This is a genomic window from Mucilaginibacter metallidurans, from assembly GCF_003286435.2.
In the GTDB taxonomy this organism is placed as follows: domain Bacteria; phylum Bacteroidota; class Bacteroidia; order Sphingobacteriales; family Sphingobacteriaceae; genus Mucilaginibacter; species Mucilaginibacter gossypii.
Genome location: NZ_CP043449.1, coordinates 4876189 through 4901184 on the forward strand (window position 1 = coordinate 4876189; position 24996 = coordinate 4901184).

Here is a 24996-nt window from a genome sequence, read left to right on the forward strand (position 1 = left end):
ATTAAATACAAAAAAGTTTTTAAAATATCAGCCCGCGTGACCGCTTATCATACTGGTTAAAATGATAAGCAGCACAAGTACTGTAATAGCCGTATACAAGTAATCCTTTTCCATAATAAAACCAATAGCCGAAAATAACACCCGGATAACCGGTGTAGCTATCAGCAAAATTATCCCCGCCTGTATAATTGCCCGGCCGCGTAAAGTAAAGATACCGCGTATAATGCCACCAGGATTACTCACAAAATCGGGCACACCAACAAACTTGCTGTAATCAACATGGGTTTGCCCGTGCCTGTACAGGTAAATAACCCCGCCAATAAAAATAACGCTCATTGATACCAGCACTCCCGCGCGCAGTATCCAGCCTATCACGGCCTGCATATCGGTATCTTTAAATTTGTTCATTAGCTCAATTGTTCATTAGTTCATTGGTGGCTTAGTTCAAAAAGCATTCATTAAATCTGTCATTCTATACTTCAGAAAAGACCAATGAACGATTGAACTAATGAACCAGTGAACTATATAGTTCCTGTAATTCCTTTATATATCATTTGCGATGCCAAAAAAGTAACCACCACGGCAAAAACCACGCGTAGCCATCCTGATGAAGAGGTATGTACCAATATTTTTGATCCGCTTAAGGCACCTAATAAAACCCCTATGGCTACCGGCATCGAAAGCCCCGGATCAATGTACCCCCGTTGCAGGTAAACTACTGCACTTGCGGCTGCTGTAACCCCTATCATAAAGTTACTGGTAGTAGTTGATACCTTAAAAGGGATGCGCATAATGCCATCCATCGCCAAAACCTTCAGCGCTCCCGAACCTATGCCCAGCAAGCCTGATATTACGCCTGCAAAAAGCATCATGAAAAATCCACCGCCTACGTTCCTTACCGAATAGGTTACTTCCCCTATCGGGCCGGGGAAACTGCCGTTTAATTTCAGCTTTTCGGCCAGTACACTTCTTTGCTGATGGATTTGCTGCGATTTTTTCCGTAGCGACATTACTGCCGAAAGGATCAGGATCACTCCGAATAAAACTGCTATAAAATTAGTCGGGATATAAACCGCTATCAGTGCGCCAACCATGGCGCCAGCCGTTGTGGCAATCTCCAGGAACATCCCCAGCCTGATATTGGTGATTCCTTCTTTAACGTACGCTGCGGCAGAACCTGATGATGTAGCAATAACCGAGATCAGCGAAGCCCCGATGGCGTACTGAATATCCACCCCAAGTAAAATAGTAAGCAGCGGAATAATAACAACCCCGCCACCCAACCCGGTTAACGAGCCCAGCAAACCCGCCAAATATGACCCAACAAGTATAATAAGTGTTAGTACTGTTACCGACATAGGGTAATTGATATTTACTGGCTAAAGTAAGGATTTTATCATTAGGTCAGGGAGCCGACAAATCATTGCTTATGTTAATGGTAGTTTATTATTTGTAATACAACTATTGAAAATATCCTGATGACAATGAAATGAATCCTCCCAATGAACTAATTTCTTAATTTCGCCTTATGGGTTACTCAAGTTTACAAGCCTGCATTACCGATCTCGAAAAAAATGGCCACCTGGTTCGTATCAAAGAACAGGTTGATCCCTATCTGCAAATGGCTGCAATACATTTACGTGTATTTGAAAATGAGGGGCCCGCTATATTATTTGAGAATGTAAAAGGCAGTAAATTCCCCGCAGTATCTAACCTGTTTGGTACGCTCGACAGGTCGAAATTCATATTCAGGGACACGCTCGAAAAGATCAAGGTTCTGGTCGATATTAAAAACGATCCCATAAAGGCCATAAAAAATCCTTTTAAATATGCTGGTGTTGGCTTAACGGCTCTTTCGGCATTACCCATGAAAAGTGGCACAAGTGCACCAATTAAATTTGGAAAATGCCATATCAGTGATATTCCGCAAATTGTTAACTGGCCTATGGATGGCGGCCCGTTTGTTACCATGCCCCAGGTATATACTGAGGATGCCGACAAACCGGGCATTATGAATGCCAACCTGGGTATGTACCGCATTCAGCTGGCTGGTAATGATTACATCCCAAACCAGGAAATTGGTTTACATTACCAGATACACCGGGGTATTGGTGTGCATCAAACCAAAGCCAATGCCAAAGGGCAACCCTTAAAAGTTAGCATTTTTGTAGGCGGGCCACCGGCACATCCGGTAGCTGCCGTAATGCCACTGCCCGAGGGCTTATCAGAAATGACTTTTGCAGGCGCATTAGGGAACCGTCGCTTCCGATATTTTTATGATGCCGAAGGTTTCTGTATTTCGGCTGATGCTGATTTTGTGGTCACCGGCACAGTTATGCCGCATGAAAATAAACCTGAAGGTCCCTTTGGCGATCATTTGGGCTATTACAGTTTGGTACATCCGTTCCCGCTGATGAAAGTACATAACGTTTATCACCGTAAAGATGCTGTATGGTCGTTCACTGTGGTTGGTCGCCCACCGCAGGAGGATACCAGTTTTGGGGCACTGATCCACGAAATTACAGGTTCGGCTATTCCTAAAGAAATTCCGGGCTTGCATGCAGTTAACGCTGTTGATGCCGCCGGTGTGCACCCACTGCTCTTCGCTACCGGCAGCGAGCGTTATACCCCCTATCTTAAAGAGCGTAAGCCGCAGGAGATAGTTACTATCGCCAATCACATATTGGGCAAAGGCCAGCTAAGTCTTGCTAAATACCTATTCATTGCCGCGCAGGAAGATGACCCAAAACTTAATGTAAACGATGTTGGCGGTTTCCTGAAGCACATTCTGCAAAGGATAGACCTTACCCGCGACCTGCATTTTCACACCAACACCACTATCGATACGCTGGACTACAGCGGCGAAGGCCTAAACTCGGGTAGTAAAATAGCCATCACCGTTGCCGGCGAAATCAAACGTGAACTGTGGGCTGAGCTGCCCGATTGGTTTAGTCTCCCCCGCCCTATCAGCGCTTACAAAATGGCCATGCCTGGTGTGCTCATGGTTGAAGTACCCAAACATGTAAATCACAAGGACATAGATAATATTATCAGCATTATAGAATACAGCCTGCAGGATGAAGACCTTACCGGCTTGCCCTTAATGGTACTTTGCGATGATGCCGGTTTCGCCGCCCAAACCATTAACAATTTCGTCTGGGTAACCTTTACCCGCAGCAACCCGTCGCATGATATTTATGGTGTTGGCAGCTTTACCGAGCATAAACACTGGGGTTGTAAAGGTCCGCTGATTATTGATGCCCGAATAAAACCACATCACGCCCCCGTGTTGGAGCGGGTACCTGAGGTTGAAAAAACAGTGGACAAATTGGGCGAAAAAGGCGGATCGTTGTTTGGGGTTATTTGAGTCTGAACCGGGATTAAACAGATTCGGGGATTTATAGGATTTCCAATTCTGTTAATTCTTAAATCCTGCAAATTCTTATTCAGACAGCGTTAAGGATTGCAGCGGATACCGGCCATGTGGCTAAGGCCTGCGCAGTATGAGCGGAAAGCCTGGGCCGCAGGCAACGCCATTATTGATTTCGGATCTGGCATGTTCGATTTCGGATTTGAAAATATTATTGTCTTAAAAAGTCACAAGTGAGCCACGCACAATCAAGCGCGCAACACTTGCGCCAAAAGAAGAACATACATATATCCTCGTTGCCGTGTCCCCACGGCAACTTTTGCCTTAGCCGAGTATTTAAAGAGAGGCTCCAATCTATTCAAATTAGATACTTCAATTACTCAAAATCTAACTTTAAACGCAACCAAGGCACTTTTTCAAAAAATAAACCTCTAATAAACTCTTAATCTACAATCACTAATCACTATATTAGCATCCTTTTAATTTTAATCATGAATATATTTTACGGAACAGGGGTAGCTATGGTAACCCCTTTTCATGCGGATGGTCAAATTGACTACAACGGGTTGAGAAACCTGATTGAACATTTGATTGATGGCGGGGTGGAATACCTGGTGTCGTTAGGTACAACCGGCGAAAGTGCCACATTGAGCGAGGCTGAACGAAAGCAGGTTTGGGCTTTCACAGCCGAAGTGGTAAATAAGCGCGTTGGCCTGGTGGCGGGTATTGGCGGTAATAATACTCATGAAGTTGTTGAGCAAATAAAATCGTTTGATACAGAAGGCTATGATGCTATACTTTCAGCAAGCCCGCATTATAACAAACCTACCCAGGAGGGCATTTATCAGCACTACAGGGCTATAGCACAAAATACTAAACTACCTATAATCCTGTATAACGTACCAAGCCGTACAGGCAGTACCATCAGCGCCGAAACAACTGTACGCCTGGCAAAGGAGTTTAAAAACATAATCGGCATCAAAGAAGCATCGGGCAATTTCGACCTGTTTAACCAGTTGATGCGCGACAAACCCGAGGATTTCCTGTTTATATCAGGCGATGATCCGGTTACTTTGCCCATGATGGCTTTAGGCGGGGTTGGTGCGATATCTGTTATTGGTAATGCTTTGCCGCGTCAATTATCTGACATGGTTAGACTTTTGCTGAATAATGATTATAAAGGCGCGCACGAAGCACATTTTAACCTGATTGAGTTTACCCGATTAATGTTTGCCGAAGGCAGCCCTGCAGGTGTTAAAACTGCCCTAAAACAATTAGGCATCTGCGGCGATACAGTACGGCTACCATTGGTACAGGTAAGCGAAAAAACTGCAGATGCTATTGCCGTTGAGCTTAAAAAGCAGGCTCCGGTAGCAGTAAAAGCATAAAATACAAGAATCATCTACAAGCGTCATTGCTATGTACGAAGCAATCCCCTATTAGCAGGTATGCCCTGTAAAGTTTACGATTGCTTCGTACCTAGCAATGACGTTTTTTATATTCCCTGGAGGGCTTTTTTAGCCACATGTCGAAGCTTTCCATAAAATAAAAAACCCGGTCCATGGACCGGGTTTTTTATTGGAATAAGATGATAAAAATCTTACTAAGCCTCTTTATTCTTCGCCTCCTGAACTTCAAGGCGGATTGCCTGTGCCAGGTTTTTTAGATCCTGCATACCTTTACGTACACGTGTACCGGCAGCGCTGTTTCCTTTATTGTAGAATTTGTCGGCGTCGGCCTCTAAAGCTGCTACAAGCTCTTTTACTTCAGTAAATTTTTTCATTTAATTACTCCTTTTAAATTTTGAGGTTTATTGTTTTAATTAAAGCTAAGCTAAAATGTTTTTTGTTAATTAAAAACTTTTAAAGCCAAAAAATACGGCCTTGACAATGGTTTTTTTCCACATTTTTACCGTTTTTACTTTATTAGCTTTTGCTTATTTTTCATTAAAAAGTTCAAATCAAACTTATACTTTAAAATAAGTTTGATTAATAATTAAAATACAGAACATAAATTACTATAAATAATATTTACGGCAATCTATACACCCTAAACACAGTATTTAAATACTATTAAGTATTAATATATCCAGCGGGTTTAAAAAGTCTGCTGCAGTATATCAGGATAGTGCTGATGCACTTTTAGTATCAATTCGCCAAATAAAGTGTTAGCCCAGGCAAACCATTTGCGGGTAAAGTCCTTTGCATCGTCTTTATTAAAGGATTCGTGCATGAAACCGGTGCCTGCATGTGTGCTTTTCAGCCATTTGATACACTGTACAATCTCTGCTTTATCGGTTGATGTAATACCGCGCATAATGATTGCCATTGGCCAAATGTAGCCAATACCTACGTGCGGGCCACCAATACCTTCGGCAGCAGTACCTTTAAAATAGTAGGGATTGCTATCGCTCAGTACAAATTTACGAGTACTTTGGTACAGCGGATCGTCAACTTTTACCGAATCAAGATAAGGCAGCGCCAACAGACTCGGAACGTTCGAGTCATCCATGAAAAGTTGATTTCCATAACCATCAACTTCAAACGGAATAACCTGGCCAAATTGCGGGTGATTACCCACAGCGTATTGCTTAAGCGCTGCCTGAACTTCGTTTGCTAACGCTTTGCAGGCATCAGCGGTAGCACTATCATGAGCTATGGTGCTGTACATTTCGGCCATTTGGTTTAAGCTTGCAACCGCGAAATAGTTTGATGGGATCAGGAATGGATAAATAGTAGCATCATCCGAAGGCCGGAAGATAGAGCAGATCAAACCAACAGGTTTAATCGGGTTACCATAACCTCTGTTTGGTGCGGTATCACTTTGTGTCTCGGTTTTACGCTGGAAAAAGTATGGGCCTTTACCATCCTTACGTTGCTGTTCTTTGAAAGTAGCCAGGATGATCTTACCTGTTTTTTGCCAGCTCTCGTCGAAAAAGCTGCTGTCGCCACTTATTTTCCAATAATTGTAAGCCAGCCTTACAGGGTAGCAAAGTGAATCTATTTCCCATTTGCGTTCGTGCAATTCGGGTTTCATGGTAGTGCGGTCGCTGTCCCATTCGCTGCCGGTTGGGCCCTCGTTAAAGGCATTTGCATACGGGTCAATGATCACGCACTTAGCCTGGCGGCTCAATACACCCTGGATTAATTTTTTTAATGCCGGGTCATTTTTAATGAGTGGTAGATACGGCCAAACCTGTGCCGATGAATCACGCATCCACATAGCGTTGATATCGCCCGTGATTACGAAGGTATCAGGCTTACCGTCTTTTTCAGAATAGTTTACGGTAGTATCTAAAGTGTTTGGATAGCAGTTTTCAAAAAGCCAGGCAACTTCAGGGTCTTTGATGTCGGCCTTAACCTTTTTAATGATGGCTTCAACAGCCTTGCTGGTGAACTTACGGTCGGCCAGTTTTGGGCGCTGGCTTTCAAAGGCAGGAGCCACAGCCGAAGCAAATACAGGAGTTACACCTAAACCGATACCGGCAGCTGCAACGCTGTTAATTTTTATAAAATGTCGTCTGGTTAATTTCATGGTTTTGATATGGTAGGCGTAAAAATAGAAAAGGGTTTTTGTTAAACAAAAAAGCTTGCTAAAATAATTTAGAAACGTTTTATCAAGGATTTTTAAGGGGTAGCAATCTTCAACGTAGAGACGCATCACATACGTCTGCCCAAAGGGCAAAAGCTCCTCCCCATTTATTCACCATAGCGGCATTTCAAACTGGAGATGCATGTGATGCCTCTACATCAAATGCAAAAAAACAAAAAAGCCTCGGATCTCTCCGAGGCTTCTAAGTATTATCAAATGCGTTTAAGCAATCTCTAATTTATTTTCTTTGTAATAACCGGCCTTTAATTTTTCACCGATAGCGCTGTAAGCATCAAGGGTACGTTGTACATCCTGCAAACTATGAGCCGCTGTTGGGATCAGCCTTAGTACAATTAAGCCTTTAGGGATAACCGGGTACACTACTATCGAGCAAAAGATACCATAATTCTCGCGCAAGTCTCGGGTTAAGGCTGTTGCCTCAAAAAGATCACCCTTTAGAAATACCGGGGTAACCATAGTGTTTGAAGCACCCAGATCAAAGCCACGTTCTTTTAAACCTGCTTGCAAGGTATTTGCAATCAACCATAATTTCTCGCGAAGTTCTGGTTGAGTCTTTAACATTTCAAAACGTTTTTTCAAACCTAATACCATAGGCATTGGCAACGCCTTGGCAAAAGTTTGCGAACGCATGTTGTAGCGTAGGTAGTGGATAATATCCTGATCGGCAGCTACAAAAGCGCCAATACCCGCCATTGATTTGGCAAAGGTGGCAAAGTACACATCCACCTCGTCCATACAATGCTGCTCTTCATGCGTACCCGCACCGGTTTTACCCATGGTACCAAAACCGTGTGCATCATCAACCAGTAAACGGAAGTTAAATTTCTTTTTAAGATCGGCAACTGCTTTAAGTTTGCCTTGCGCACCCGACATACCAAAAACACCTTCGGTAATTAACAGGATACCGCCGCCGGTTTGTTCGGTTAGGCGAGTTGCACGTTCAAGCTGTTTTTCGCAGCTTTCAATATCGTTGTGCTGGTAAACAAAGCGTTTACCCATATGTAAACGTACGCCATCAATGATACAGGCGTGCGATTCGGCATCGTAAACAATAACGTCATTCCGGTCAACCAGTGCATCAATTATAGATACCATTCCCTGGTAACCGTAATTTAGCAAAAAGGCCGATTGCTTGCCAACAAAGGCAGCCAGGTTGTTCTCCAGCTCTTCGTGGTGAATTGAGTTTCCCGACATCATTCTTGCGCCCATCGGGTAAGCCATACCGTAATCAGCAGCAGCTTGCGCGTCGGCTTGCCTTACTTCAGGATGATTAGCTAAGCCCAAATAATTGTTCAGGCTCCAAACCAAATGCTCTTTTCCCTTAAACTGCATGTGAGGACCTATTTCGCCTTCCAGTTTAGGAAAAGAAAAATAACCATGCGACCACTTTTGATGCTGCCCTATCGGCCCACCCAAGCTTTTTGTTATTTTATCAAATAAATCCAAAATGAATTGTTTTTATAATTTTAGTTGCAAATATAGCCGTTAAAACACCTTTAAACAATAGCTATAACTTTTTAGAATAGCTTATAACCTACGGAAGAGAAACAAGAAACCAAGAGGTAAGAATCAAGAAAAGAAATATTCTTTGGCCTAAATATAAAACGGCTGTCATTTCGACGAAAAGAGTGATGGCCTGTGTGATCAGGTGAGGAGAAATCTTATATGCCCTGCAATTACTACATACAACGCGCCACTGCATAGCATACAAGATTTCTCTTTCGCCCCAACGCCCTCTGCCACCCCTTGCTCTATCTAAATAACATTTTTTATTTACTATAATAACAAAAAGGGAGATCAACTTTCAGATTTAATTCTTTTGTTGACCTCCCATTCAATTATTGTGGTTTTTATTCTTTCTTGCCTCTTGACTCTAAAAATCCTGACTCTCTTAGTCCGCGTTTCCGTGCAGGTATGAATTGTTATTCCTTATCTCTACGTTACCTTCGCTATCCTGCATCAGGGAAAAACGTGAGATCTGGCTTTCGTCAGATGCAGGCGTATCCTGCAATGCTATCTCTTTACGTTTGTAAGCCGGTACATTTTCCAATTCCTGGATATTACCTGTACGCAGTTTCATGCTCAGGTCTTTCAGTCTCATAATACGCTCGCGCGATTTTTTTAACTGCTCTTCTATAGATTCGTTGGTTTTGTTATCATCAGCCCCAACAGGTTGCGGTGCAGGAGTTGGCTCTGGTTCAGGCTCGGGCATACGTGACTGTTCCCTTACAGGCTGCTCATAGCTCACTGGCTCACTCATTTTAAAAGTGAAACCAGCAGTATCTGGTTCGTTATCTGCCTCCGGCTCTTCATTCATTAAGCTATGTCTTACAACGGCGGGCTCTTCCTGACGGCTGCCGGCAAACATATCAAACAACCCAGCTTGCTTTGCATCTTCTTTAGGTGCTTTAGCATATGGCTCGGCAGGAGCATCAACCTTAACTGGTTTAATAAATTCGTTAACCGGCCTTACCTGCTGAGGCTCTTCGGGAACCAGCATAGAAACTATTTTCTTGTTGCTGTTTTCCTTTTCGCGCTCATCTTTAGTTTGGAAACCGGTAGCAATGATAGTTACTGATAATTGCTCGCCCAGATTTTCGTCGATACAGTTACCCCAGATCAGGTCGGCAGCTAATCCTGCTTCTTCCTGGATATAATCAGTAATTACGCTGATCTCATCCATGGTAACCTCTTTAAGGCCCGAGCTGATGTTCAGCAATATATACCTTGCACCTTCAATCTCGTTATCTTTCAACAACGGCGATGCCAACGCGCCTTCAACAGCTTTAAGGGCACGGTTTTCCCCATCGGCGCTAAAGCTGCCCATGATAGATACACCGCTGTCCTTCATCACCGTGCGCACATCTTTAAAGTCGACGTTTATATAACCCGGTAAGGTGATGATCTCGGCAATACCTTTAGCAGCCGTAGTCAATATATTATCAGCCTGTGCAAATGCAGAGCTCATGGTAAGGTTACCGAAGATCTGGCGAAGCCTGTCGTTCGAGATCACCAGGAACGAATCGACATACTTGCGCAGTTCTTCCAAACCAGCGTCCGCCTGCATTTTACGGCGTTTACCTTCAAAAGAGAAAGGTGTGGTTATGATACCCACCGTCAATATATCCATTTCGCGCGCTGCCTTGGCAATGATAGGGCTTGCGCCTGTACCAGTGCCACCGCCCATACCAGCTGTAATGAACAGCATTTTGGTATTAACGCCCAACATCTGTTTAATATCGTCGATATTTTCAATAGCCGAATTTTTACCAACTTCGGGTATTGAGCCTGCACCCATGCCCTCGGTTAAACTGGCACCCAATTGCACCTTGTTAGGTATAGGGCTCAGCTCCAATGCCTGGGCATCAGTGTTGCATATTATAAAATCAACACCGGTAATTCCTTGCCTGTACATATGGTTTACCGCGTTACCACCACCACCGCCAACACCAATTACCTTGATGATTGACGATTTTTCTTTTAACATTTCAAAATGCATAATCTTCGTTTTCAGCTATATGTAATTCAACCCAACATTAGATTTTACCATCGTAATAATAACACTTTTTCAACAAGGTTTATCCACATTTGTGAGTAATGTGAATAAGTTTAACCCTTGTGAATAAATATTATTTCAGAAAGTCCTCATCCTTAATGTCATCCTTAATAAATGTGATGCTTTTTTTCAGCAGCCTGTCTAACAAGCCCCCCTCTTTACTTTTCGCATCGTATTTTGGCTTAGCCGTTTTCACTTCGGCAGGGATCGCTTCATTCATGTATTCCATTTTCTGGATACCTTTTATTAACAAACCAATACCGGTAGCAAAAGTTGGGCTTTGCAATTCTTCGTATGTTCCTTTTGGCAATACCTCGTTTTTAGCCAGGTGCTCGGTGGGATAACCTACACGGCAATCCAAACCGGTTACAAACTCAACCAGTTGACGCAAGTGTTTCAACTGGGCACCGCCGCCTGTTATCACGATACCAGCAATCAGCTTTTTCTCGTAGCCTGATGATTTGATCTCGTAGTAAACATGCTCCACGATCTCTTCCATACGGGCTTGAATTACATAAGCCAGGTTTTTCACCGAAATTTCTTTTGGCTCACGGCCACGCAAACCTGGCACACATACAATCTCATTTTCCTTGTTCTCATCGGCCAGGGCAGATCCAAACCTTACTTTCAGTTGCTCGGCAATGTTGCGCATTACTGAACAGCCTTCGCGGATATCCTCAGTTACACTATTGCCGCCGAAAGGGATAACGGCTGTATGGCGAATGATACCTTCATGGAAAATAGCTACGTCGGTAGTACCGCCACCGATATCAACCAAAACCACGCCGGCTTCTTTTTCCTCTTCGCTCAAAACAGATTCTGAAGATGCCAGCGGCTCAAGGATCAGTTCCTGGCTCTCCAGGCTGGCCTTGTTAACACATTTTACAATGTTTTTAATGGCCGTAACCTGACCAGATATGATATGGAAGTTAGCCTCAAGCCGAACGCCAGCCATACCTATCGGATCTTTAATACCGGGCTCATTATCCACAGTAAACTCCTGCGGTAATACGTGGATGATCTCCTCGCCCGGAGGCATCACCAGGTTATACATATCCTCTATCAGCTTATCAATATCCTTACGACCGATCTCTGATTGCAGATCGCGACGGGTTATTAAACCACGGTGCTGTAAACTTTTAATGTGCTGACCGGCAATACCCACGTTCACTACCCTGATTTCTACATTTGATTGCGAGCCCGCCACCTCCACCGCCTGATGAATGCCTTGTACTGTTTTATCTATATTTGAAACCACGCCGCGCGTCACACCCGCAGATTCGGCCTTGCCAATCCCTAAAACCTCAATCTTCCCATTCTTGCTCCTGCGCCCAACAATGGCACATATCTTGGTAGTCCCGATATCCAATCCTACTACAATTGGCGAACTTTTTTCCTGAGTTGAGCTTTTGTCCATATTACAATTTAATTTGAGATGTATCCCTTTTCGTCCTAAGCGAATCCTGTTTGGCAGTTTTAGCTGCCTTAATTGAATCTGCTTTTATATTTTCATTTTTTATACCAATAACCTGGTTGGTATATTTTACATTGATCACTTTATAAGTATCCCAGCCCACCTTTGGCAGCACCTGCTTGTAAAAAGCCTGCAGGTTGTTCAACTTTACGTTAAGCGAATCCGCGTTGCCGATCAGGATCCTTTGGTTACCTACCCTCGGAATCAGCTCAATCTCACGCTCGTTGTTTACATACATCTGCGCTATCTGTGCATCCCAAAGCGAATCCTTACGGATATAATCAGCCGTTTTAAACAAATCTTTAGCCAGGCGCGTATGTAACGAATCAACCCGGTTGGTAAACAGCTCTTCGATAAAACCATTAGCTACCAATACTCTCGCGGTAAAGTTTGATGATAGCGGAATCTTTAAGCCGTTTTGATCTACATAAAAATCCATATCATAATGGTTCATGATGCGCAATATCGGCTGGCGCTGGCTTACTTCAACCCTCAGTACACCGTCCATTTCGGTATAAACTTTAGCAAACTCAATAAACGGGTTCGCTTTCAATTTATCCTCCAGTTCCTGGATATTGATATTTTCGATAGGCCTGCCTACCAATGAGTGACTGGTAACTTCAATAATATGATCAACCTCCTGCTTGTCAATAAAATATTGCCCGCCGGGGATGCTCACGTTTACCGCGGTACACTTTACACCCGCTTTTTTTGCTTCAATAAAACTCATGAGCACCACAAGGCCACCCAGGCTTATTACCCAGGCACAACCTATCAACAGGCGCTTCCAAATGAGTTTTTTATTCATTACTTAATACTTGTTTTAATGGCTGCACCAGGGTATCAATATCACCGGCGCCTACCGTTAACAATAGTTCGGGCTTTTCGGCAGCTACAGCAGCAACGGCAGCCTCTTTACTCAATATCCTTTTATTTTGCAAATGCATACGGTTAAGCAGCATCTGCGAGTCAACACCTTCTATCGGCAATTCACGTGCAGGATAAATTTCCAGTAATATCAGTTCATCAACCATGCCAAGCACTTCGGCAAAGCCATCGGCAAAATCGCGGGTGCGGGTAAATAAATGAGGCTGAAAAATGGCCGTTAATTTCTTAGCCGGGTATAATCTTTTTATTGATGATATACAAGCCCTCAATTCTTCGGGATGATGCGCATAATCATCAATGTAGATATGCTCTGGCGTTTTAACTATGTATTCAAACCTGCGTTTAACCCCTCTGAAAGATGCTAATGCTGCTTTAATGTTTTCCGGTGATATATCCAGTTTCAGTACCGCTTCAATGGCAGCTACGGCGTTCTCCACATTGTGGGTGCCGGCTATGCCCATTTTTATATCCGTGATATTTACCGCGGCGCTGTTATAATCGAAATAGAAATCGCCGTCAATGATCCTCACGTTTGAAGCATGTGCATCAGCAGTTTCATCTTCGAAAGCATAGGTGTAACCACCATCCAAAGGCAAACCATTTTTGTGCACCAGCGTACCACCCGGTTTTATCTGCGAAGCGAACAACTTAAACGATTCGGTTAGATGCGCATGATCACCATAGATATCCAGATGATCGGCATCCATTGAGGTGATGATAGCAACATCCGGATACAGGGTAAGGAACGAGCGATCATACTCATCGGCCTCAACCACCATTACGTTGTTTTTGCCATACAGCACATTGGTTTGGTAATTTGATGAAATACCACCCAAAAATGCAGAGCAATCATTACCCGATGCTTTAAGCAAGTGCGCTACCATGGTTGAGGTGGTAGTTTTGCCATGTGTACCGGCCACAGCAATAGTAAATGAACTCTTGCTGATCAAGCCTAAAACCTGCGAGCGCTTGAACAACTCAAAGCCCTGATTTTTAAAATAATTTAATATGTGCGAATCCTTTGGTACAGCAGGCGTATAAATAATAAGCGTGTCGCTGCATGGTTTCTGGAAGCTCATGGGAATGTAATCCGCATGATCTTCAAAAACAACCTGGATCCCCTCATTGTGCAACTGGTTGGTTAAATCAGTCGACGTTTTATCATATCCGCAAACAATACAACCCAAATGATGGAAATAGCGTGCCAGGCCGCTCATACCGATGCCGCCTATGCCTATGAGATAAACTCTTTTTATGTCGTGCAGTTCCATTTTTAAATTTGTTTAAAAAAGGCCCTCCTCCCTTTGGAAGAGGAGGACCATCATTCTAATTGTTACTTATTATTTGGATAAGTTCCTTTGCTATAACTTCATCGGCATTTGGCATGGCCATTTTACCAATGTTATTGCTCAATTTCTTTTGCAGATCGCGGTCTTCCAGTAATTCAAGCGCCCTGTCAACCAGTTTTGCTTCGGCATCACGGTCGGCCACAAAAACAGCTGCGTTTTCATGCACCAGGGCCAAAGCGTTTTTAGTTTGATGATCTTCGGCCACATTTGGCGAAGGCACCAGGATCACCGGTTTTTTAATGGCACACAGCTCGGCAATAGTACCGGCCCCAGCCCTTGATATAATGATATCAGCCGCGGCATAAGCCAAATCCATCCGGGTTAAAAACTCCCTGATCTGCAAATCGGGGTGATAATTTTCGCCCAGCTTTTCGATGATACTTTTATAGTAAAACTTTCCGGTTTGCCATATCACCTGTACATCGGCAGCCAGCAGCTTATCTATACCGTTCATGATACTGTTGTTCAGCGTACGTGCCCCAAGGCTACCGCCGGTTATCAGTATCGTTTTTTTAAAGGCCGAAAGATGGTACAACTCCAAAGCCTGCATGTGCTTGCCGGCAATGTTTACCGCATCCTTACGGATAGGATTACCGGTTTTGATGATCTTATCGGCAGGAAAAAACTTCTCCATACCATCAAAGGCCACGCAGATTTTTTTGGCATGCTTGCCTAACCATTTATTGGTAATACCTGCATACGAGTTTTGTTCCTGTATGAGGTACGGTATCCCTTTTAACGATGCGGCATACAGCAATGGGCCTGAAGCATAGCCGCCAACACCTACTGCGGCGTCTGGCTTAAAATCTTTTATGATCTTGATAGCCTTCCGTACGCTATTGGCGAGCTTAACAGGGAACATCAGGTTTTTAACTATCGAACCACGCTGAATCCCCTGGATGTCCAACCCGATGATCTTATAACCCGCCGCCGGAACCTTATCCATTTCCATGCGGCCGTTAGCGCCCACAAACAGGATTTCGGTATTGGGATCAATATTTTTTAAAGCATTGGCAATAGAGATAGCCGGGAAGATATGTCCTCCTGTTCCGCCACCGCTTATGATGATACGCGGCGACGCCCCCCCGCCCCTGAAGGGGTGCTTTTGAGTTGCATCTTTCATATCCTTGCTTTTATCTGTCACTTCTTGTTAACTTTTATATAACCTTATCAATCATTCCCCCTTTAGGGGGTTAGGGGCGAAGCTTTACGCCGTCCTGATCTCTCCCACTATGATCTTATTAGGCCCTGTATTATCTTCTTTAATAGCCTTATCCTTTTTAGGTTCTTCAATATCTTTACTTACCGATAGTATAATACCGAAGGCAATGCTTGTAAACAATATCGAAGTACCACCCATACTTACCAACGGCAGCGGCACACCGGTTACCGGCCCTAAGCCTACAGCTACAGCCATATTGGCAAAAGCCTGTATGGTTAAACTAAAACTTAAACCACACGCCAGCAATGCCCCAAAGGCTTTTGGCGCTTTGGTGATGATCTTGATACATCGATACAACAGGAATACATAGATCCCCACTACGATTATACCTCCTACCAAACCATACTCCTCAACTATAATGGCGTAGATCTCATCAGAGTATGACTCGGGCAGGTAGTTTCTTTCTGTGCTGTTCCCTGGGCCTTTGCCAAATAACCCGCCTGTTGCGATGGCAATTTTTGCGTGATCGCTTTGGAAAGATTTATCGGCCTTTGCCAGTTCGGGGTGCATAAATACCTTCATACGGGATACGTAAGTATGCCTCCTCGGCCCTAAGAATATTACGCCCAGCAACAATATAAAACCTGCAGCACAGGTAATAGCTATTTGCCTGATACTGATCCGGCCGATGATTAACAGTAATATGCTAACCCCAAATAACATTAACGCTGTTGAAAGGTTAGCTAATGCAATCAGGATAAAAACCACGCAAACCGAGCCCATGATAGGCAAAAAAGATTCTTTAACATTCTTAATGTTTTCCTGCTTGCGCGATAATGTACGGGCCAGGTAAGTGATCAATGCCAGCTTGGCCAAATCCGAAGTCTGAAAGCTTAACCCTGTTCCCGGGATAGCTATCCAGCGGCTTGCGTTATTAATATGACTACCAAAAACCAATGTATATAGCAACAGCGGAATGGTAACGATCATCATTACCTTAGAGATACCAGCATAATAGCGGTAATCCAGCTTGTGCGAAAAATACATCAGCGCAATCCCTCCTACTATCATGAACACGTGTTTCATGAGGATGATCTCGACTCCCTTACCCTGCTTAAATGCCAGCGTACCAACCGAGCTGTATACCGCCAACAAGGATATAACAGAAAGCAGTATGACTATAAGCCATATCCAGCGATCTCCTTTTGTATTGTTTAATATCCTATGCATTCTGAACCTTGATTTTTAGGATTTTGGGATTAACCTGATCCTATATTTTGTGTTACTTACTCATTTGCAATCTGCACATCCGAAATCTTGACATTTATAATTCCTTCACAGCGTCCTTAAACTGCCTGCCGCGGTCTTCGTAGTTTTTAAACAGATCGAAGCTGGCGCAAGCCGGTGACAGTAAAACCGTATCGCCTTTGGTTGCCAGGTGATAAGCTACAGTTGCTGCTTCCTGGGCCGACGATGTGTTTACTATAATTTCAACCATATCATCAAAGGCTTCGTGGATGCGTTTGTTGTCCTTGCCTAAACACACAATAGCTTTTACCTTTTGCTTAACCAAATCATTAAGCATACTGTAATCATTTCCTTTGTCAACACCACCTAAAATCAACACTACATCGCTGGTCATACTTTCCAGGGCGTACCAGGTTGAGTTAACATTGGTAGCTTTTGAATCGTTGATGAAGCGAATGCCCGATATATTGGCAACAAACTCCAGGCGGTGCTCAATGCTTTTAAAGTTGCCCATGCTCTCCCTCATCGTTTCGTTGCGTAGCTCCAACACTTTTGCTACAATACCCGATGCCATGGAGTTGTAAATGTTGTGTTTGCCTTGCAGGGCCAGATCTTGAATTGACATTGTAAAATGTTCTTGTGTTGTGTTAATGACAATATTGTCGTTGTTATCCAGGTATGCGCCCGGTTCAAATTTTTGCTGTATGGAAAACGGCAACAGCTGTGCCCCGAACGTTCGCTCTTTCATTCCCTTTATTGTTTCCGGGTCATCGGCACAATAAATAAAATAATCTGCTGCAGTCTGGTTCTGCGTTATCCTGAATTTGGATGCCGCATAATTTTCCAGTTTATAATCATACCTGTCCAAATGATCAGGTGTGATGTTTAGTAGTACCGCTATGTCAACTTTAAACCTGAACATATCATCAAGCATAAAACTGCTTAGCTCCAGCACATACCAGTCAAACTTTTCGGTAGCAACCTGGTAGGCAAAGCTTTTGCCGATGTTGCCCGCCAACCCAACATTCATTCCCGCATCTTTTAAAACGTGGTAGGTTAAGCTGGTGGTGGTCGTTTTACCGTTTGAACCTGTTATACCAATGATCTTTGCATCAGTGTACCTCCCGGCAAACTCAATCTCCGATATTACAGGTGTCCCATTTTCATGCAGTTTTTTAATGATCGGGGCCTTATCCGGAATACCGGGGCTTTTGATCACTTCTACCGCATTCAGGATCAGTTCATCTGTATGCTGTTTCTCTTCAAAAGGAATATTCCAATCTTCGAGTTGCTTTTTATAGTTATCGGCAATGCCGCCAAAATCCGACACAAAAACATCAAAGCCCCGCTGCTGCGCAAGAAATGCAGCACCAACACCGCTCTCACCCGCGCCCAACACCACAAGGCGAGTCCCGCCCCCCCCTTGAACAGGGTGCTTTTGATTGGTCTCTTTGTTATTGTTGTCGTTCATTTTTATTTTCTTTTGGGATTTCACCGATTGTTTGATGATTTCACCGACTCATTTTCTTTCTTGTCTCCTTACTCTTGACTTCTTGCTTCTTTTCTTAACGAAGTTTCAGCGTTATCACCGTCACTATCGCCAGTATAATACAGATGATCCAGAAGCGAGTAACAATCTTTGCTTCATGGAAACCCTTTTTCTGGTAATGGTGATGCAGCGGCGCCATTAAAAACACGCGCCTGCCTTCGCCGAATTTCTTTTTGGTGTATTTAAACCATGAAACCTGGATAATCACCGAAAAATTCTCTACCAGGAAAATACCACACAGTAATGGCAGCATCAGTTCCTTACGGATCATGATGGCAAATACCGCGATGATACCACCTATAGCCAAACTACCAGTATCACCCATAAACACCTGTGCCGGGTACGAGTTGTACCACAAAAAGCCTACGCAAGCCCCGACAAAGGCACCGGCGAAAATTACCAGCTCACCCGAATTAGGAATGTACATGATGTTCAGGTAATCGGCAATAACCGTGTTACCCGATACATAGGCCAGTATAGCCAGCGTAATACCTATAATGGCAGATGTGCCCGTCGCCAGACCATCAATCCCGTCGGTAATATTGGCACCGTTTGATATGAACGTAATGATGATGATCACAAAAAACAGGAACACCACCAACGCATATTGCTCATAACCTTTACCCAAAAACTTCAGCACTTTGCCGTAATCAAACTCATTGTTTTTGTAGAATGGCATTGTTGTTTTGGTAGAGTGTACGTCCTGAGTGTAAACAGGAGTATTGCGCTTCATGTGAAACTCAACAGGAGCATCGTCTTTCACCGGAAGCACAACTTCCTGGCGGATGATGATATTGCTGTTAAAATACATTGTCCACCCAACAATCAGTGATAAACCCACCTGACCAATGATCTTAAACCTGCCCGCTAAGCCCTCTTTGTTCTTTTTAAATACTTTAATGTAATCATCCAGAAAACCGATAGCACCCAGCCAAACGGTAGTAATGATCATCAGGATCACATACACATTCTCCAGCTTGGCAAACAGCAGCGTTGGTATTAAAATACCCAGCAAAATGATGATACCACCCATAGTTGGCGTACCTGATTTTTGCATCTGGCCTTCCAAACCCAAATTCCTTACGGTTTCGCCCACCTGTTTAAAGCGTAGATAATCTATTAGCCGCCTGCCATAAACAGTAGTGATCAGCAATGAAGTAATTACAGCCATCGCCATCCTGAACGTGATGTATTGAAATACACCTACCCCGGGGATACTGTAATTTTTACTTAAATAGTTAAACAGGTAATACAACATTGCTCTTCTCTTTTACTATATAGTATCTTCTTAATCTATCCAGCCACTTTTATAATTGGCCCTTCTTTTACACCAAATCTTTGAACCGGTTCTCCAATTCTTCCATATCGTCGAAGTGGTTTTTCACTCCGTTTATTTCCTGATACTTTTCATGCCCTTTGCCCGCTACCAGGATAATGTCACCCGGATTGGCCAGCATACAGGCTGTTTTAATAGCCTCATGCCTGTCGATGATGCTTACCGTATGACGCTTAAATGCCGGGTCGACACCTTCTTCCATTTCCTTGATGATCTGCGCCGGATCTTCGGTACGCGGATTATCGGATGTCAGGATCACCTTATCGCTCCACTCACATGCAGTTTTGGCCATGATGGGGCGTTTAGTTTTGTCCCTGTCACCACCGCAGCCAATTACAGTGATTACCTTTTCATTACCCTTGCGGATATCATGAATGGTACTCAATACGTTTTGTACAGCATCAGGTGTATGAGCATAATCAACAATACCTACAACTTTATTTGGCGCTGTGATATATTCAAAGCGGCCTTCGGCACCTGTAAGTTTGCTCAGGCTTGTAAGCACTTTCGCTTTATCCTGCTCAAGCAGCATCGCGGTAGCGTAAACCCCTAACAGGTTGTAAGCATTGAATGTGCCCACCATTTTAAACCATACTTCCTCGCCGTCAATTTGCAGTAATAAGCCGCTAAACTGATTTTCGAGGATCCGGGCTTTATAATCGGCCATGGTTTTAAGACCATAGCTTTTTTTATGTGCTGCTGTATTTTGCAGCATTACATTACCATTTTTATCATCGCTGTTGGTAAGTGCAAAAGCATCTTTAGGTAAACCATCAAAAAATTCCTTTTTGGCATTCAAATACCTCAGGAAGGTTTTATGGTAATCCAAATGATCATGCGTTAAGTTGGTAAACACACCTCCCGCAAAAACCAAACTCTCGATACGTTTTTGCGAAATGGCATGTGAGCTTACTTCCATAAAGCAATAGTCACAACCGCTGTCTACCATTTCGGCAAGCAAACTGTTTAGCTCAACCGGATCAGGCGTGGTATGGGTTGATGGGATTACTTTACCATTGATCTGATTTTCGACAGTTGAAAGCAAGCCACATTTATAACCCAGATCGCGGAACAGCTGATATAACAATGTTGCGATAGTTGTTTTACCATTAGTACCCGTTACCCCGACCAGTTTCAATTTGGCGGATGGATTATCATAAAAGTTAGCAGCTACAATACCAAGTGCCACCGCCGAATCGGCCACCATCAAAAAGTCAACTTCGCCGGTAGTATGGGCAGGCAGGTCTTCGCAAACCACTGCTACAGCACCTTTTTTTATTGCCTGGTCAATATAATCGTGCCCGTCAACAACGGTGCCTTTTACAGCAACAAACATTGCTCCGGGTATCACTGCCCTCGAATCAAAAGCTATCGCCGTGATCTCCACATCAGCACTTCCCTGCAACTCAGTGAAGGCCAGTCCATCAATTACATCGCTTAAATACCTCATTGCAGTTCTATTAAAATTCGTGATCCTTTTGGTATTGCACTTCCTCCGGTAACCGATTGATTGGTAACTATGCCGCTTCCGCGTACGGTTACCTTATAGCCGGCGTTACCCATTACATACAACGCATCGCTAAGCCCCATGCCTGTTACCGCAGGCACGGTGCCATTTTTATACTTTACTTCCTCAAACGGGATACCATTGCTTGTATCAACCGTGCTGTTTGCCGATGCATACAACGGTTTAACGCCCAGTTTTGAATAAACCTTTTTCAAGGCTTTCATATTTCCTTGCTTCACCTGCGGCATTACAGTATTGCCTACAAAATGCGCCTGCGAGGTTTGGTTAATATCTAAATCGTTAGCATAAACCCTGTCGGCCACTTCCCTAAACACCGGACCTGCAACCTTTGCAGCCAGGTAGTCGCCCTGGGTTGGGTTATTGATCACCACAATCATCGAATATTTAGGATGATCGGCCGGAAAATAACCGCAAAAAGAGGCCTGGTATTTTTTATCCTTATAACCTTTTGTTCCGTTAGCCACCTGTGCTGTACCGGTTTTACCCGCCACACTGTAAAGCTTATTTTTAATAACATTTTTGCCGGTACCATTAAGTACTACACCTTCAAGCATACCACGTACCTTACCCAGCGTAGCTTCCGAACATACCTGTTCATTGATTACCCGGGCCTGGAATTGCTCGATAGGGTTACCCAATCTTCTGATCTCACGAACCAGCAGCGGGGCTATCATTTTACCATTATTGGCCACTGAATTGTAATAAGCCAGCATTTGCAGCGGCGTAATATTCATTTCATAACCATAAGCCATCTCAGGCAAACTGTAATTTTTGTTCCAGCTGCGGTTTGATGGATTTTTGATCACCGGCCTGCCTTCGCCGGGAATTTGTAACTGAAGCTTTTCATTCAAATGGTAGCTGTACAATTTATTAATGTACTCCCAAGGGTTATTGTGGTAAAACCTATCAACCAATTTTGCAGCCGCCACGTTTGATGACTCTTCAAAAGCACGCTTTACCGACATTTCATAATTGTCATGCTCGGTATCAGTAATTGTCGGCCCTTTCGGGAATTTATATTTACCACCCTCAGCATTAACTATGGTGCTGGTATCAATCTTATGCTGATCGAGCATAGTCATGTACGATGCCAGTTTAAAGGTTGATCCCGGATCGATAGCGTTACTGATAGCATAGTTCATTTGCTCTTTGTAATCGCCGTCTTTAGTACGGGTGTAGTTAGCAATAGCCCTGATCTCGCCGGTAGATACCTCCATAAGCACAACGCAGCCATGATCAGCCGCACTTTTAACCAGTTGTTTTTTCAATGCATCCTGCGCCACATCCTGAAAGTTTACGTTGATGGTTGAAATAATATCAGCACCATCTTTGGGTGCAATTTCATCATCATCGTCAACAGGCATCCAGATACCACCCGGAATGCGCTGCATTAAACGCCTGCCGCTTTCGCCGTTTATATAAGCCGAATAAGCACCTTCCAAACCCACCGGGTTCTTTACGTTTTCGTTTTTATAACCGATAGTACGTGCCGCCAGCGACTGAAATGGCAGGATCCTCCTGTTTTTTTGAATAACAATTAACCCTCCCTTATATTTACCCATGTTAAACACAGGGAACTGCCGGATCTTTTTCAAATCCTGGTAAGATACCTTACGCCTGATCAACACATAACGGGAGCTATCCCTGCGTGCTTCACGCAATACGCGTGAGTATTCTCTTGCCGACCTGTCTCCAAACATACCCGATAGCTTTGCAGCCAACAGATCGATATTGTTGTTAAACGCCGTATCCGATGCAATACCACCGGCCAGCATATCCATATGCAACTCATATTCGGGCACCGAAGTAGCCAGCAAACTTCCATCCACAGAAAAAATATTACCCCTTGCCGCTTCAACAGTTTGATATTGAGCAGAAAGATCGGCAGCCATTGCTTTCCACTTATCGCCCTGAACATATTGCAGGCGGCAAAGCTGAACCACAACAGCAATGGCCAAAAGCAAAACAAGACCGAAGGCTAAATAAACCCTGGCCAGTATGTTAGTCCTAATTCCCATCTGCAACCTCCTTCACTGTTATTTTTCCCGGTGGATCAACGGATTGACTTAAGCCTAATGTATCTGCCCGCTTGGCCACTTCGGTAAGCGTACTTTTAAAAGCCATATCGGCCTTTGTCGATTTATAATCCCAGCCCAGTTCCTTAACCTCTTTGGTAAGCGCATCAATTTCACGCACAGATTTTTCGGCATAGTGCATATTTCCTATATACACCATCCCCAAAAAGGCTAAAAACAAAATAAAGGGCAAAGCATTGGTGGCCTTCTCGGTTGTAAGAAAGCCTTTGGTAAAAAGTTGCGTAAAAAAGTTATCAGGCAGCTCCCTCGCAGGCCTTTCCTCAATTACCTCTTCAACTTCTTCCTCCTCCTGAATTTCTGTACGTAAACGATTGGTCATTTTTTTACAGCTATTCTTAATTTAGCGCTCCGTGCCCTGTTATTATTGGTTATCTCATCTGCCGATGCCGTTATAGCCCCGCGGCTTACAGCATCAAGCGGTTTATTATCATTTCCATAAAGGTCCTTCTCCACCTCGCCGCTGAATTTACCTTTGGCAATGAAGTTTTTTACCAGCCTGTCTTCAAGCGAGTGGTATGACATGACTACCAGCCTGCCCCCAACGCCCAAAACCTCGGCCGATTGCATTAGAAAATCTTTTAATGCCTCTAACTCCTGGTTAACCTCTATCCTTAATGCCTGGAACACTTGCGCCAGGTATTTATTTTCTTTTCCTTTCGGGATGCGGTTACTGATCACATTTTTCAGATCCGCAATAGTAACTATCGGCATATTCAACCTTGCAGTAGCAATGGTTTCGGCCAATGATTTTGCATTTTGAATTTCTCCGTAAATGCCAAAAATCCGGTGCAGATCGGCAACCGAATAATTATTTATCACATCCTTCGCAGTTAGCTCGCCCAACTGGTTCATACGCATATCCAACTCGGCATCAAACCGGATGGAAAATCCGCGGTCGGCCTCATCAAACTGGTGCGATGACACACCCAAATCGGCCAGAATACCATTTACGGGGATAGCCCCATGTAAACGACAAAAGTTTTTGAGATACCTGAAATTCTGATCTACAAAAACAAAACGCTCATCATCAATAATATTCCGCTGCGCATCGGCATCCTGATCAAAAGCAATCAACCTGCCTTTTGGCCCCAAATGCTTCAAAATCTCGCGCGAATGCCCGCCGCCTCCAAAAGTCACATCCACATAAATACCGTCCGGATCAATATTCAGCCCATCAATACACTCCTTCAGCATTACCGGTACATGGTACTCACTCATTCCTGCTCCTTACTTTTATTACCCATCACCTTTTTTGCCAATGCACCAAAACTTTTTGGCTCATCATCCATCAGTTTACGGTGAGCTTCGGCATCCCAAACCTCTATTTTATTCAACTGGCAAGCCAGCACTACATCACCTTTTATACCCGCATATTCCAACAGGAATTTTGGCAACAATACCCGCCCGGCAGCATCAGCATAAGCTCGGTAGCCCACGGGTAAAATATCGTATAAAGGCTATATTATCCTCTTCATATTCATTAAGTTTGCTCAGTTCTTCAAGTCGTTTATCCCATTCCTTTTTAGTGTATATAACAAGGTATTTTTCAAACCCGCGATTGATCACCAGGCCTTCAGATTCCAGTTCAGGAAGCTTTTTTTTAAGGCCAGCCGTATCATCATCCTAAATTTAGGATCAAGCTTACACTCAAATTCACCGGTTAAAAACGACATTGTATGACTTGGGCAATTTTGTAACGTAAAAGTAAATACTTTTACCACTTCTTACCACTTTCCCCCACTAAAAGTTTTCAACAATTTTTAGGCGGGTCTGTTTTATATTTTTTGAAGATTTTCTAAAACTCCAGGCACAATAAAACCGACTAATA

The 24996-nt window shown here is 43.6% G+C and carries 20 protein-coding genes; 2 read left to right on the plus strand and 18 right to left on the minus strand.

The genetic code is table 11. The annotated features are described in order from the left end of the window. Positions 1-27: 27 nt before the first annotated feature. Positions 28-408, minus strand: a complete 381-nt coding sequence (locus DIU38_RS20560; RefSeq protein ID WP_112654082.1) for a DUF1634 domain-containing protein — start codon at positions 406-408, stop codon at positions 28-30. A 113-nt stretch (positions 409-521) separates the two neighbouring features. Beyond that, entirely contained in the window at positions 522-1358 is an 837-nt protein-coding gene (locus tag DIU38_RS20565; protein WP_112654081.1) for a sulfite exporter TauE/SafE family protein, read from the minus strand. A 170-nt stretch (positions 1359-1528) separates the two neighbouring features. Between DIU38_RS20565 and DIU38_RS20570 the strand changes: the two genes are divergently transcribed. Beyond that, positions 1529-3367 (plus strand): UbiD family decarboxylase, encoded by a 1839-nt coding sequence (locus tag DIU38_RS20570; protein ID WP_112654080.1) that lies wholly within the window; start codon positions 1529-1531, stop codon positions 3365-3367. Between the two features lie 494 nt (positions 3368-3861). Continuing rightward, complete coding sequence (gene dapA / locus DIU38_RS20575; RefSeq protein WP_112654079.1) at positions 3862-4758, plus strand: 4-hydroxy-tetrahydrodipicolinate synthase; 897 nt, start codon at positions 3862-3864, stop codon at positions 4756-4758. Positions 4759-4973: 215 nt separating this feature from the next. On the opposite strand, the gene DIU38_RS20580 is transcribed toward dapA, so the two are convergent. The 16 genes from DIU38_RS20580 to DIU38_RS34730 all read right to left on the minus strand — a co-directional run bounded on the left by DIU38_RS20580 (position 4974) and on the right by DIU38_RS34730 (position 24604). Beyond that, positions 4974-5153, minus strand: a complete 180-nt coding sequence (locus tag DIU38_RS20580) for a histone H1 (RefSeq protein WP_090529881.1) — start codon at positions 5151-5153, stop codon at positions 4974-4976. A gap of 314 nt (positions 5154-5467) precedes the next feature. Next, positions 5468-6904, minus strand: coding sequence for a glycoside hydrolase family 125 protein (locus tag DIU38_RS20585; RefSeq protein WP_112654108.1), 1437 nt, complete (start codon positions 6902-6904; stop codon positions 5468-5470). A gap of 279 nt (positions 6905-7183) precedes the next feature. Then, positions 7184-8428, minus strand: a complete 1245-nt coding sequence (locus DIU38_RS20590; RefSeq protein ID WP_112654078.1) for an aminotransferase class I/II-fold pyridoxal phosphate-dependent enzyme — start codon at positions 8426-8428, stop codon at positions 7184-7186. 445 nt (positions 8429-8873) lie between these two features. Further along, positions 8874-10481, minus strand: coding sequence for a cell division protein FtsZ (ftsZ, locus tag DIU38_RS20595; protein ID WP_112654077.1), 1608 nt, complete (start codon positions 10479-10481; stop codon positions 8874-8876). Between the two features lie 130 nt (positions 10482-10611). Continuing rightward, positions 10612-11955, minus strand: a complete 1344-nt coding sequence (ftsA, locus tag DIU38_RS20600) for a cell division protein FtsA (protein ID WP_090529889.1) — start codon at positions 11953-11955, stop codon at positions 10612-10614. A gap of 1 nt (position 11956) precedes the next feature. Further along, complete coding sequence (locus tag DIU38_RS20605) at positions 11957-12820, minus strand: cell division protein FtsQ/DivIB (protein WP_176844556.1); 864 nt, start codon at positions 12818-12820, stop codon at positions 11957-11959. Then, positions 12813-14171, minus strand: a complete 1359-nt coding sequence (murC, locus tag DIU38_RS20610; RefSeq protein ID WP_112654076.1) for a UDP-N-acetylmuramate--L-alanine ligase — start codon at positions 14169-14171, stop codon at positions 12813-12815. The genes DIU38_RS20605 and murC overlap by 8 nt, the downstream gene beginning before the upstream one ends. Positions 14172-14226: 55 nt before the next feature. Next, positions 14227-15372: an undecaprenyldiphospho-muramoylpentapeptide beta-N-acetylglucosaminyltransferase gene (gene murG, locus DIU38_RS20615; protein WP_149354136.1), complete on the minus strand. Its 1146-nt coding sequence runs from the start codon at positions 15370-15372 to the stop codon at positions 14227-14229. A gap of 84 nt (positions 15373-15456) precedes the next feature. Further along, complete coding sequence (locus tag DIU38_RS20620; protein ID WP_112654074.1) at positions 15457-16641, minus strand: FtsW/RodA/SpoVE family cell cycle protein; 1185 nt, start codon at positions 16639-16641, stop codon at positions 15457-15459. A 94-nt stretch (positions 16642-16735) separates the two neighbouring features. Further along, positions 16736-18130, minus strand: coding sequence for a UDP-N-acetylmuramoyl-L-alanine--D-glutamate ligase (gene murD, locus DIU38_RS20625; protein ID WP_112654073.1), 1395 nt, complete (start codon positions 18128-18130; stop codon positions 16736-16738). Between the two features lie 94 nt (positions 18131-18224). Further along, positions 18225-19466 (minus strand): phospho-N-acetylmuramoyl-pentapeptide-transferase, encoded by a 1242-nt coding sequence (mraY, locus tag DIU38_RS20630; protein ID WP_090531268.1) that lies wholly within the window; start codon positions 19464-19466, stop codon positions 18225-18227. Between the two features lie 67 nt (positions 19467-19533). Then, complete coding sequence (locus DIU38_RS20635) at positions 19534-20994, minus strand: UDP-N-acetylmuramoyl-L-alanyl-D-glutamate--2,6-diaminopimelate ligase (RefSeq protein ID WP_112654072.1); 1461 nt, start codon at positions 20992-20994, stop codon at positions 19534-19536. After that, positions 20991-23090, minus strand: coding sequence for a penicillin-binding protein (locus tag DIU38_RS20640; protein WP_112654071.1), 2100 nt, complete (start codon positions 23088-23090; stop codon positions 20991-20993). The genes DIU38_RS20635 and DIU38_RS20640 overlap by 4 nt, the downstream gene beginning before the upstream one ends. Further along, the gene (locus DIU38_RS20645) at positions 23080-23487 is read right to left on the minus strand and encodes an FtsL-like putative cell division protein (RefSeq protein ID WP_091173863.1); all 408 of its coding nucleotides are present in this window, start codon (positions 23485-23487) and stop codon (positions 23080-23082) included. The genes DIU38_RS20640 and DIU38_RS20645 overlap by 11 nt, the downstream gene beginning before the upstream one ends. Beyond that, complete coding sequence (gene rsmH / locus DIU38_RS20650) at positions 23484-24386, minus strand: 16S rRNA (cytosine(1402)-N(4))-methyltransferase RsmH (protein WP_112654070.1); 903 nt, start codon at positions 24384-24386, stop codon at positions 23484-23486. The genes DIU38_RS20645 and rsmH overlap by 4 nt, the downstream gene beginning before the upstream one ends. Next, complete coding sequence (locus DIU38_RS34730) at positions 24383-24604, minus strand: division/cell wall cluster transcriptional repressor MraZ (RefSeq protein ID WP_317132407.1); 222 nt, start codon at positions 24602-24604, stop codon at positions 24383-24385. The genes rsmH and DIU38_RS34730 overlap by 4 nt, the downstream gene beginning before the upstream one ends. Positions 24605-24996: the final 392 nt, after the last annotated feature.

What these genes read in the sequence shown, in the direction of transcription:
- rsmH (WP_112654070.1), bottom strand. Translation starts at nt 24,386, where the DNA reads ATGAGTGAGTACCATGTACCGGTAATGCTGAAGGAGTGTATTGATGGG.
- murG (WP_149354136.1), bottom strand. Translation starts at nt 15,372, where the DNA reads ATGAAAGATGCAACTCAAAAGCACCCCTTCAGGGGCGGGGGGGCGTCG.
- DIU38_RS20645 (WP_091173863.1), bottom strand. Translation starts at nt 23,487, where the DNA reads ATGACCAATCGTTTACGTACAGAAATTCAGGAGGAGGAAGAAGTTGAA.
- dapA (WP_112654079.1), top strand. Translation starts at nt 3,862, where the DNA reads ATGAATATATTTTACGGAACAGGGGTAGCTATGGTAACCCCTTTTCAT.
- DIU38_RS20585 (WP_112654108.1), bottom strand. Translation starts at nt 6,904, where the DNA reads ATGAAATTAACCAGACGACATTTTATAAAAATTAACAGCGTTGCAGCT.
- ftsA (WP_090529889.1), bottom strand. Translation starts at nt 11,955, where the DNA reads ATGGACAAAAGCTCAACTCAGGAAAAAAGTTCGCCAATTGTAGTAGGA.
- DIU38_RS20565 (WP_112654081.1), bottom strand. Translation starts at nt 1,358, where the DNA reads ATGTCGGTAACAGTACTAACACTTATTATACTTGTTGGGTCATATTTG.
- ftsZ (WP_112654077.1), bottom strand. Translation starts at nt 10,481, where the DNA reads ATGCATTTTGAAATGTTAAAAGAAAAATCGTCAATCATCAAGGTAATT.
- DIU38_RS20605 (WP_176844556.1), bottom strand. Translation starts at nt 12,820, where the DNA reads ATGAATAAAAAACTCATTTGGAAGCGCCTGTTGATAGGTTGTGCCTGG.
- murC (WP_112654076.1), bottom strand. Translation starts at nt 14,171, where the DNA reads ATGGAACTGCACGACATAAAAAGAGTTTATCTCATAGGCATAGGCGGC.
- murD (WP_112654073.1), bottom strand. Translation starts at nt 18,130, where the DNA reads ATGAACGACAACAATAACAAAGAGACCAATCAAAAGCACCCTGTTCAA.
- DIU38_RS20580 (WP_090529881.1), bottom strand. Translation starts at nt 5,153, where the DNA reads ATGAAAAAATTTACTGAAGTAAAAGAGCTTGTAGCAGCTTTAGAGGCC.
- mraY (WP_090531268.1), bottom strand. Translation starts at nt 19,466, where the DNA reads ATGTTGTATTACCTGTTTAACTATTTAAGTAAAAATTACAGTATCCCC.
- DIU38_RS20640 (WP_112654071.1), bottom strand. Translation starts at nt 23,090, where the DNA reads ATGGGAATTAGGACTAACATACTGGCCAGGGTTTATTTAGCCTTCGGT.
- DIU38_RS20560 (WP_112654082.1), bottom strand. Translation starts at nt 408, where the DNA reads ATGAACAAATTTAAAGATACCGATATGCAGGCCGTGATAGGCTGGATA.
- DIU38_RS20635 (WP_112654072.1), bottom strand. Translation starts at nt 20,994, where the DNA reads ATGAGGTATTTAAGCGATGTAATTGATGGACTGGCCTTCACTGAGTTG.
- DIU38_RS20620 (WP_112654074.1), bottom strand. Translation starts at nt 16,641, where the DNA reads ATGCATAGGATATTAAACAATACAAAAGGAGATCGCTGGATATGGCTT.
- DIU38_RS20570 (WP_112654080.1), top strand. Translation starts at nt 1,529, where the DNA reads ATGGGTTACTCAAGTTTACAAGCCTGCATTACCGATCTCGAAAAAAAT.